Below are 614 nucleotides of genomic sequence, written 5' to 3' on the forward strand. Positions count from 1 at the left end.
CGCCGCCAGGCCATGCGCCCCCTTGCGGAAGTCCACGGGCCGGGTTGCCAGCAGCACCCGCGCCCCGGATGGCAGCGCGATCACGCCTCCAGCGCCGCGGCAAGCCGGGCAACCACCGCCAAGTCCGCCTCGCCACCGACACGCAAGACACGGCCATTGCGCAGCACGATCTCAACCGCCGCCCCCATCCGCTCCCGCGGCGCCGACGCGACGGCCTCTGGCACCGTCTCCGAACCACACGGCCCGACGACCAGCGGCACGAACGGCGGCAGGCGCGGCACCGCCTTCGGCTTGACCGGCCTCCCTTCGGCCTCGCGGCGCCAGCGGTGCAGTAGGCTTGGCGCAATGCCATGCCGCTGCGCAACCGCCAGCACCCGAACCCCGGGCACCGCCGCCTCGGCCAGCAGCGCCGCCTTCTCATCGGCTGTGTAGGTCCGCCGCCCGCCACGGGTGACGATCTCCACCCGCTCCATCACCACAGCGCCAGCACCCGTGCTGGCACCGGTGCTAGCACCCGTGCTCGCCACCCATCGCGCCATCGTCACCCCTCCGCGACGAACTACCTCGCGGACTCAAGCACGACGATCAAGAAGGGCCGCTACGCCGCGCTTACG

At 72.8% G+C, this 614-nt stretch carries 1 protein-coding gene; it reads right to left on the reverse strand.

Annotation, left to right across the window (positions count from 1 at the left end; translation table 11 throughout):
- Positions 1-80 precede the first annotated feature (80 nt).
- The gene (gene tnpA / locus D9599_RS30830) at positions 81-539 is read right to left on the reverse strand and encodes an IS66-like element accessory protein TnpA (RefSeq protein WP_198385149.1); all 459 of its coding nucleotides are present in this window, start codon (positions 537-539) and stop codon (positions 81-83) included.
- Positions 540-614: the final 75 nt, after the last annotated feature.

Origin of the sequence: Roseomonas sp. KE2513 (assembly GCF_016107305.1) — a bacterium.
Lineage (GTDB): Bacteria > Pseudomonadota > Alphaproteobacteria > Acetobacterales > Acetobacteraceae > Roseomonas.

Coding starts and splice junctions, on each gene's coding strand:
- tnpA (WP_198385149.1), bottom strand. CDS start 539: ATGGCGCGATGGGTGGCGAGCACGGGTGCTAGCACCGGTGCCAGCACG.